Here is a 9,875-nt window from a genome sequence, read left to right on the forward strand (position 1 = left end):
GTATGGGCACTTCCTCCTCACGCATGCTCTTCGGAGCCGCGTACTACACCGAGTACCAGCCGTACGAGCGGCTCGCGCAGGATCTCGATCTGATGGCAGAGGCCGGGTTCAGTGTCATCCGGGTCGGCGAGTCGGTCTGGTCGACCTGGGAACCCCGCGAGGGTCACTTCGCACTCGACTGGCTGCAACCGGTGCTCGACGCCGCCCATGACCGCGGCATCAAGGCGATCGTGGGCACCCCGACCTACGCCGTCCCGCCGTGGCTGCGCCGCAAGTACCCGGAAACGGCGGCCCGTTCAGGCACCGGGCAGGCCATCCCGTACGGCATGCGACAGGACGCGGACTACTCGCACCCCGCCTTCCGGCATCTCGCCGAGCGCCTGGTCCGCAAGATCGTCGGGCGCTACGCCGACCACCCGGCGGTCATCGGCTGGCAGGTCGACAACGAACCCGGCCTGCGCCTCTTCCACAACGACTCGGTCTTCCAGGGCTTCCTCGACCACCTCCGCGAACGCTACGGCGACGTCGAGACCCTCAACCGCCGCTGGGGGCTGACCTATTGGTCCCACCGCTTGCAGGACTGGGCGGATCTCTGGACCCCCGACGGCAACTCCACCCCGTCGTACGACCTCGCCTGGCGCCGCTATCAATCGCAGCTGACGCAGGAATACATCACGTGGCACGCCGAGTTGGTGCGCGGCCTCGTCCCGGATCACCACTTCGTCACCACCTGCGTCGCCCTCGGACAGCAGGGCCTGGACATCTCGGCCATCGGCCGGCCCCTCGACATCGCCGGGGCGAACATCTACTACGCCACCCAGGAGGGGCTCGCGCTGCCGGGTCCCGACGAGCCGGATGGCGGCCTGTATCCGTTCTTCGTCGCCTGGTCAGGTCCCGCCTGGCTCTACCTCCAGAACGACATGGCACGCGGCATCCGCCAAGAACCCTTCCTCGTCATGGAGACCAACGCCACCTCGATCGGCGGCTCCGCGGACAACTTCCCCCTCTACCGCGGCCAAGCCCGCCAAGCCGTGTGGAGCATGGTCGCGCGCGGCGCCCGCATGATCGAGTACTGGCACTGGCACTCCCTGCACTACGGCGCCGAGACCTACTGGGGCGGCATCCTCGGCCACAGCCTGGAACCCGGCCGAACGTACGACGAACTCTCGCTGATCGCCGGGGAGTTCAGGCAGGCCGGCAGCACGATCGAGGGACTGCGGCCTCGCAGCGACGTCGCGATGCTGCTGTCCGCCGACAGTCGCTGGGCCATGGAGTTCATGGCGCCGCTCAGGGGCAACACCCCTGCCTGGTTCGGCGATCCGCAGTCCTACGAGCGCATCGTCGCCGCGTTCTACCGGGGACTGTTCGACGCCGGGCTGTCCGTCGACATCGTTTCCCCGGAGCAACTACCGTCCAGTCCTGCGGAGTTGGTGGACCGGTGGCCGGTGCTGGTCGTCCCGGCGCTGTACGTCGCGGACGACGCGACACTCGACCTGCTGCGCCGGTACGCCGAAGCCGGCGGCCATCTCGTCCTCACCCCGCGCACCGGCTACGCCGACGAGGAGGCCGTCGCCCGGCATACGGTGATGCCCGGAGTGCTGCGCCCTGCCGTAGGCGCCCGCTACCAGGAGTTCACCAACGTGCTGACCCCGGTCCCGGTCACCCAGGGGGACCGGACGTCGAACGGCCCCGCCCTGCACGGGCAAGCCACCGCCTGGGCCGATGGATTGATCGCGGAGGACGCCACCGTCCTGGCCGGCTATGACCATCCGCACCTGGGCCAGTTCGCCGCCGTCACCACCCACGAGTACGGCAACGGCCGCGTGACGTACGTCGGTACGGTCCCGGACCGCGAGCTCTCGCACAGCCTCGCGGACTGGATCGCCGCGATCTCGGTCCCGTTCGACGCCTGGCGCGAGGACCGACCGCCGTCCGTCACCTGTACGTCGGCCACCACCGCCGACGGCGCCGTCCTGCGCTTCGTCCACAACTGGGCCTGGGATCCGGTCGGTTACCGCCTCCCGGGAGATGTCCGCGACCTGTTCACCGGTGAGGCCCTCGCCGCCGGAACCGCGCTCGAACTCGGGCCCTGGGACGTCCGGTTGCTCATCGAGCGCGATGGCGACCCCACTTCACCTACACCCTCACCCTCACCTTCACCGAGGAGGACGCCGTGACCCGGCAGCCCACCACCGACGCCCCCTCTGCCCCCTCCGCCGCCGACGAAGCCGAGATCGCCAGGCGCCTCTGCGCACTCACCCTGGAGCAGAAGGTGCGGCTGCTGACCGGCGCGGACTTCTGGTCCCTCCACCCCGAACCCGCCGTCGGCCTACGCCGGTTGGTCGTCTCGGACGGACCCGCCGGAGTCCGCGGCGAGCTGTGGGACGAACGCAGCCCCTCCGCCAACGTGCCCTCGCCCACCGCACTCGCCGCCACCTGGGACGAGCCCCTGATCGAACGACTCGGCGGGCTGCTCGCCCACGAGGCGCGCGCCAAGGGTGTCGACGTGCTCCTCGCCCCCACCGTGAACCTGCACCGAACCCCTTACGGCGGACGGCACTTCGAGTGCTTCAGTGAGGACCCGCTGCTCACGGCCCGCATCGGGGTCGCCTATGTCCGAGGTGTCCAGGGCGGTGGCGTGGCGGCCACCGTGAAGCACTTCGTCGGCAACGACTCGGAGACCCAGCGGATGACCCTCGACGCCCGCATCGGTGAACGCGCCCTGCGGGAGCTGTACTTGGCGCCGTTCGAGCGCATCGTCGGCGAGGGCGGGGTCTGGGCCGTCATGGCCGCCTACAACGGGGTCAACGGGCATCCGATGACCGAGAGCCCGCTGCTGCGCGAAGTACTGCACGACGACTGGGACTTCGACGGGCTGGTGATGTCGGACTGGTTCGCCGCCCGCACCACCGAACCGTCCGCACGGGCCGCGCTCGACCTGGTGATGCCCGGCCCGATCGGCCCGTGGGGCGATGCGCTGGTCGCCGCCGTACGCAAGGGCAAGGTCGACGAAGCCCTCGTGGACGACAAGGTGCTACGACTGCTGCGCCTCGCCGCCCGGGTCGGCGCACTGAGCGACATACCCACCACGGCCGGGCCGCCCCACTACGACGCGGCATCGGTGGCGGCCCGGCTGCGCGAGACCGCCGCCGCCGGATTCGTGCTTGCCCGCAACGAGGACGCCGTACTGCCCCTGGACCGCGCGACTCTGCACCGGGTCGCCGTCCTCGGCCCCAATGCTGCCGTGGCCCGGACCCTCGGCGGAGGCAGCGCCACCGTCTTCCCGCCCTACACCGTCTCACCGCTCGACGGCATCCGCGCCGCCCTGGGCGACGACGTGGAGGTCACCCACGGAGTCGGTGTCACCCCGCAGACCCGCATCCCGGCGGCGGCCCTCACCTACCTCCGCCACCCCGACGGCTCCGGCGAGGGCGTGGAAGTGCGCTTCCTCTCCGCGGACGGAACCCCGCTCGGCTCCGAGCGCCGCGCCGGAGGCGCCTACACTTGGATGGGGTCCTACGGCCCCGGCGTCCCCACCGGTCAGGTCGCCAGGGTGGAAGTGCGCACCGTGGTCCGCGCGGCCGACGCCGGCCGGTACGCGATCGGCGGCTCGGGCATCGGACGCTTCCGGCTGTCCGTCGCGGGGGCCGAGGTCTTCGACGCACGCCTTCAACTCCCGCCGGGCGCCGACCTGGTGGAGGGTCTGATGACTCCACCGCAACGTCTCCACACCGTCGATCTGACGGCGGGCGAGGAGATTGAGGTCGTCCTCACCCACGACACAGTTACCCACGACACAGTCACCCACGACGTCGACTCGTCGGACGATGCTCTGGGCGACGCCGTCACCATGTTCCAGCTCAACCTCCAGCCGCCGCACGGCAGCGACGACGAGGAGATCGAGCGAGCCGTGGCACTGGCCCGCGCGGCCGACGTCGCCGTGGTCGTGGTCGGCACCACCGAAGAGGTCGAGAGCGAGGGCTTCGACCGCACCGGCCTGGCCCTGCCCGGCCGGCAGGACGAACTCGTCCGCCGGGTCAGCGAGGCCAACCCCCGTACCGTCGTGGTGGTCAACTCCGGTGCCCCGGTGCTGCTTCCGTGGTCCGAGGAGGTGGCGGCGGTACTGCTCGCCTGGTTCCCCGGGCAGGAGTTCGGCAACGCGCTCGCCGATGTACTGCTGGGCGTCGCGGAGCCGGGCGGCCGGCTGCCGACCGTCTGGCCCGCGTCCGAGCGGGGACTGCCCGCCACGGAGCCGATCGACGGCGTACTCGCCTACGACGAGGGGCTGTTCATCGGCTACCGGGGCGACGGCCGTACCGGATGGGAGCCGCCCCGCTTCGCCTTCGGCCACGGACTCGGCTACACCACCTGGGACTACGTCTCGATCGACGCCCCCAGCGAGGTGCTGTCCGGCGCCGAACTCACCGTAGAAATACGGCTGCGCAACAGCGGCACACGGCACGGCAAGGAGGTCGTGCAGGTGTACGCCGGGCGTCCGGGCGGTGCCGTCGAGCGCCCGCTGCGCTGGCTCGCCGGGTTCGTCGTGGTCGAGGCGGCGCCCGGCGAAGAGGCCTTCGCTACGGTCACTGTGGACGCGCGGGCCTTCGAGTACTGGGACACCGAAGTGGGCGGCTGGGTGGCCGAGTTGGGGACCTTCACCCTGGAAGCCGGCCCGTCGTCTACGATCCTGCCGCTGGCCGCCGACATCGCAGTCGGCAACTCATGAGTGGTACAGGGACGGAAGCGGACCCGGTGGTCGCCCCTTGGCGGCAGACCGAGATCACCCTGACCGGGGCCCGCGACCACGCCAACCCGTACACCGACATCGACGTATGGGCCGAGTTCACCCATGAGTCCGGGACTGTTCTGCGCCGCCCCGCCTTCTGGGACGGCGGCCGGGTCTGGAAGGTCCGCTTCGCCTCCCCGGAGACGGACGGCCGTTGGACATGGCGCAGCGGCAGTTCCGCCACGGACGAAGGACTGTCCGGGCAGGGCGGGGCGCTCGTCGTCCGCCCTGTCGAGGACGCCACCAACTCCTTTGACCGGCACGGGTTCTGGCGGATGTCGCCCGGCGGACGCAGCCTGGTGCACGCCGACGGGACGCCCGCGCTGCTGGTCGGCGACACCGCCTGGGCCCTGCCCTGGCGGGCCACCGAGGAGCAGGTCACGCGGTACGCGGCCGACCGGCGGGCCAAGGGCTTCAACGCGGCCCTGCTGATGAGTGTGCAGCCCGACATGGATGCGCGCGGGCCGCGCGACCGCACCGCCGACGAGGGGTTCGACGTCGGCTTCGAGGACCTGCCCACCGGGCACGTCAACGTGCTCAACCCCGCGTACTTCCAGTACCTCGACCGGCTGATCGGCATCCTCCGCGACCACGGGATCGTCCCCGTACTCCAGCCGCTCTTCCACGGGTTCGGCTGGAAGGGCCTACGCGTGGCGGGCCCGGTCGTCCCACCCCAGGAGTACGCGCGCTACTGCCGCTATCTGGTCGCCCGTTACGGCGCCGCCCCCGCCGTCTACCTGGTCGGCGCCGATGGCGAGGGCCACGAACCGCAGATCGCGGCGGGCGGCGCGGAGGTCGGCCGCTGGGACGGCTACGGCCAGCCCTGCGGCATCCACTACCGGCCGCACTCCGCCAACTCCGCCCACCAGAGCGAGACTTGGCTGCACTTCCAGTGGTGCCAGACCGGCCACATGGGCGGGCACGTCCAGGAACGGGTCGCCGACATGTGGCGCAACACCCCCGCCAAGGCGGTCGCCAACGCCGAGCCGACGTACGAGAACACCGGCCGCCCCGGCAGGGCCGCGGGCTGGTGGCAGGGACACGAGGCCTGGAGCAACCTCTGCGCCGGCGGCACGATGGGCGTCGTGTACGGCGCGGCGAGCCTGTGGCAGTGGCGGCTGCACGCCGCCGAACCCGGGCACGAGGAGTTCTTCCTCGCCGAGGGCGCAGGCTGGCGGGAGGCGCTGGACTTCGGGGGCTCGCGCCACGTCGGGCTGATCTCCCGGATCCTCGACGGCCTCCCGCTGACGGACATGCGGCCCGACTGGCGGTCCGCCCTGGCACCCCGGGGACTGACCGTCCCCGGAGTGCTGTACCTCTGCTACGCGGAGGACGGCGGCCCGCTGTTCATCACCGACCCGGAGAACGTCCCGCTCCCTTACCGGGTGGTCGACCCCCGAACCGGCGAGACCGTCCGCGAGGGCGTACGTGCCACGGCCGCGGAACCCGTGCCCGACGAGGGCGGCGCCCCACGCGTGTACATCTGCCATGACCCGGACCGGAGTTGATGCCCGTGCATGTCACGCCGCCCACCTTCGAGCACCACCGTGAACCCCTGGGCATCGGGGAGTCCGCTCCCCGCCTGAGCTGGCGCACGGTCACTGACGCCGCGGACTGGCGCCAGGCCGCCCATCAGGTGGAGATCACCGCCGCCGACGGCACGGTCGTCGCCGACACCGGACGCGTGGAGTCCGCCGAGTCCGTCCTCGTCCCCTGGCCGGGGCCACGCCTCGGCTCCCGGGAACGCGTCGGCGTGCGCGTACGCGTCTGGGGCGAGGGCGACGACGAACCGTCTCCCTGGTCGGGAACCGTGCACGCCGAAACCGGACTCCTGGAGCCGGCCGACTGGACGGCCCTCCCCGTCACCCCGGACCACGACGCCCCTGCCGAGGAGCCGCTGCCCGTGGCGCTGCTCCGACGCGACTTCACCCTCACCGGTCCCGTCGCCTCGGCCCGGCTCCACATCACCGCGTACGGCGTCTACGCGGCCGAGATCAACGGCGAGCCTGTCGGCGACCACGTCCTGGCCCCCGGCTGGACCTCCTACCAACACCGCCTGCGCTACCAGACGTTCGACGTCACCTCCCTGCTCCGGACCGGCGAGAACACCCTCGGCGCACTGCTCGGCGAGGGCTGGTACACCGGACGTCTCGGATTCCACGGCGGGAGACGCCACATCTACGGTGAACACCGCGCGCTCCTCGCCCAGTTGGAGATCGGCCACGCCGACGGCACGACGCGGACCGTCCGCACCGACGAACACTGGCGTACGACGACAGGCCCCGTGCTGCGTTCGGAGATCTACGACGGCGAGGTCTACGACGCGCGGCGCGAGCGGCCGGGCTGGTCCACGCCGGGACGCGACACGTCGGGCTGGGCACCCGTCCGCGAACTCCCGTCGCCTGGCGCCGAGTTGGTCGCGCCTACGGGGCCGCCCGTGCGACGCACCCAGACCGTCGCCCCCGTCGAGGTCATCACGACGCCGTCCGGGAAGACCGTCCTGGACTTCGGGCAGAACCTGGTCGGCCGCTTGCGTATCCGCGTCTCGGGCGCCGGCGGCCACGAGGTCACCCTGCGCCACGCGGAGGTGCTGGAGCACGGCGAGTTGAGCACTCGCCCGCTGAGGTTCGCGGCCGCGACGGACACGTACATCCTGCGTGGCCGAGGAGTGGAGGTGTACGAACCGCACTTCACCTTCCACGGCTTCAGATACGCCGAGATCGGCAACTGGCCCGGACCGCTCGACCCCGCCGACATCGAAGCAGTCGTGCTCCACACGGACATGGCCCGCACCGGCTGGTTCGAGTGTTCCGACCCCTTGGTGAACCGGCTGCACGAAAACGTCGTACAGGGCATGCGCGGCAACTTCCTCGACGTCCCCACGGACTGCCCCCAGCGTGACGAACGCATGGGCTGGACCGGCGACATCCAGGTCTTCGCGCCCACCGCGTCCTTCCTCCACGACTGCTCCGGCATGCTGACCGGCTGGCTGCGCGACCTCTCCGCGGAACAACTGGCACGCCCGGACCAAGTGCCACCCCTCGTCGTCCCCGACGTACTGCCGACCGCGTTCCAGGACGCGGGTGCCCAGGCGGTGTGGGCCGATGTCGCGGTACTCCTGCCGTGGACCCTGTACCAGCGCTTCGGCGACCTGGAGGTACTGCGCACCCAGTACCCGAGCATGCGGGCCTGGGGCGAGGCCACGATCCGGCTCACCTCCGAGGGCGACGGACTGTGGCGCCAGGACTTCCAACTCGGCGACTGGCTCGACCCGCAGGCCCCGCCGGACCGTCCGGGGGAGGCGCTGACCGACGGCGACCTCGTCGCCAACGCGTACGTCATCCGCTCCGCGGAGGTGCTCGCCGAGGCCGCCGAACTCCTGGACGCCAAGGGCGATGCCGCCCGTTTCCGCGCGCACGCACAGGCGGTTCGCGAACGGTTCGCCGACCACTTCGTCACGCCGGACGGCCGACTGGCGTCGGACACCCAGACCGCGTACGCACTCGCACTCACCTTCTCGCTCCTGCCGACGGAACGCCAACGGCGGGGCGCAGCCGAACGGTTGGCGCACATCGTGCGCCGCGCGTCCTTCCGTATCGCCACCGGTTTCACGGGCACGCCGCTGATCTGCGACGCCCTGTGCGTGGCGGGCGAACCGCAACTCGCCTACCGGATGCTCCTGGAGAAGGCCTGCCCGTCATGGCTCTACCCGGTGACCATGGGCGCCACGACCATCTGGGAGCGCTGGGACGCGATGCTGCCCGACGGCACCGTCAACCCCGGCGAGATGACCTCCTTCAACCACTACGCCCTCGGCGCCGTCGCCGACTGGCTGCACCGCACGGTCGCAGGCCTCGCCGCCGGCGAACCCGGCTGGCGGCGCCTGCGCATCGCCCCGCTCCCGGGCGGCGACCTGACCTGGGCGAAGGCGACCCACGACACCCCGTACGGCAGGGCCGAGGCGGGCTGGCGCATCGAGGGTGTCGGGAGGGACATCCTCGTCGTCGAGGTGTCGGTACCCCCGAACACCACGGCGGAGGTCCAACTCCCCGACGGCACCGACCCGTTCGAAGTCGGCTCGGGACGCCACACGTTCCACCGCCCCTACACCGCCCCGAACTGGCCACCGGCTGAGATCCCGCATCCGTGAACCTTGGTGCAGGCCCATCGGCTCAGTCGGACAACTCCCACAGCAGCCGGTAGTACATGGTCCGCTCCGGATCCGGCGCGACCCCGTAGGCTTCGAGCAGCGGATCTTCCCAACCGGGACCGTAGTTCCACCGCGTACTCCATGTGGCGATGGCGAGGTCGGCCCAGCGGTCGGCGACACCGAGCGCACCGAAGTCGACGTGGCCGCTGCACAAGCCGTCGTCGCCGATGAGGGTGTTCGGAGCGCAGGCGTCGCCATGGCAGACGACGAGTTCATCGACCGGCGGGATGTCGGCGAGCACGTCGAGCGCACGCTCAACGGTCCCGATGTGCTGAAGATCCTGAGGCCAGTCCGCCGGATCGATCCGGCCCGCCGCCGCTCGTGACCGCACTGTCTCCACCCGCTGTTCTGCCGACCAGCCGAACGGGCAGTCCGCGACCGGCAGTTCATCATGCAGGGCGCGCAGCCCCGTGCCGATGGCGCGTACCGCGGTGTCGGGGTCGCGCTTCCAGTGGTCGTCCACCGCCATGCGTCCGGGCAAGCCGGCTGTGACGATCCAGGCGCCCGCTTCGTCCGCGCCCTCGCCGACGACGCGCGGCACCTCAGTGAACGCCGCTGCCCAGCGCAAACGCACCACCTCGGCCGAAAGGTCGACACCACTGCCGGGTGGCGTCCACTTCACGAACTGCCGCGCATCTCCCAGCCCGACCTGAAACGTCAGGCCACCGAGCTCGTTCCTCCATACAGCCTTCACCGGCCGCCCCGCCGCGAACTCGGTGACGATCCACGGAAGCTCGACCGGCCCTTGCGGCGACATGGCTATCACCAGGGCATTCTCGCCGCACTCGCTAGTGTCCTGAGTCGTTAGTTCGCTTGCGGTTGTAGGGTGGGTTGATGCCTGGCCCGAAGCCGTTGCCGCTGGAGTTGTCCGATCACGAA

Annotated in this window: 5 protein-coding genes; 4 read left to right on the top strand and 1 reads right to left on the bottom strand. The window is 71.0% G+C overall.

The window, feature by feature from the left end; translation table 11 throughout:
- Positions 1–2: 2 nt before the first annotated feature.
- The 4 genes from AB0I69_RS47580 to AB0I69_RS47595 are packed head-to-tail and all read left to right on the top strand — an operon-like array spanning position 3 to position 8,936.
- On the top strand, positions 3–2,177 hold the full coding sequence (locus AB0I69_RS47580; protein ID WP_363102098.1) for a beta-galactosidase: 2,175 nt from the start codon (positions 3–5) through the stop codon (positions 2,175–2,177).
- Positions 2,174–4,726: a glycoside hydrolase family 3 C-terminal domain-containing protein gene (locus tag AB0I69_RS47585; RefSeq protein ID WP_363102099.1), complete on the top strand. Its 2,553-nt coding sequence runs from the start codon at positions 2,174–2,176 to the stop codon at positions 4,724–4,726. The genes AB0I69_RS47580 and AB0I69_RS47585 overlap by 4 nt, the downstream gene beginning before the upstream one ends.
- Complete coding sequence (locus tag AB0I69_RS47590; RefSeq protein ID WP_363102100.1) at positions 4,723–6,294, top strand: DUF4038 domain-containing protein; 1,572 nt, start codon at positions 4,723–4,725, stop codon at positions 6,292–6,294. The genes AB0I69_RS47585 and AB0I69_RS47590 overlap by 4 nt, the downstream gene beginning before the upstream one ends.
- The gene (locus AB0I69_RS47595; protein ID WP_363102101.1) at positions 6,294–8,936 is read left to right on the top strand and encodes a glycoside hydrolase family 78 protein; all 2,643 of its coding nucleotides are present in this window, start codon (positions 6,294–6,296) and stop codon (positions 8,934–8,936) included. The genes AB0I69_RS47590 and AB0I69_RS47595 overlap by 1 nt, the downstream gene beginning before the upstream one ends.
- A 22-nt stretch (positions 8,937–8,958) precedes the next feature.
- Here the strand turns inward: AB0I69_RS47595 and AB0I69_RS47600 are convergent, their stop codons facing one another.
- Positions 8,959–9,753 (bottom strand): aminoglycoside 3'-phosphotransferase, encoded by a 795-nt coding sequence (locus tag AB0I69_RS47600; RefSeq protein WP_363102105.1) that lies wholly within the window; start codon positions 9,751–9,753, stop codon positions 8,959–8,961.
- Positions 9,754–9,875 lie beyond the last annotated feature (122 nt).

It is taken from the genome of Streptomyces sp. NPDC050508 (assembly GCF_040655155.1).
In the GTDB taxonomy this organism is placed as follows: Bacteria; Actinomycetota; Actinomycetes; order Streptomycetales; family Streptomycetaceae; genus Streptomyces.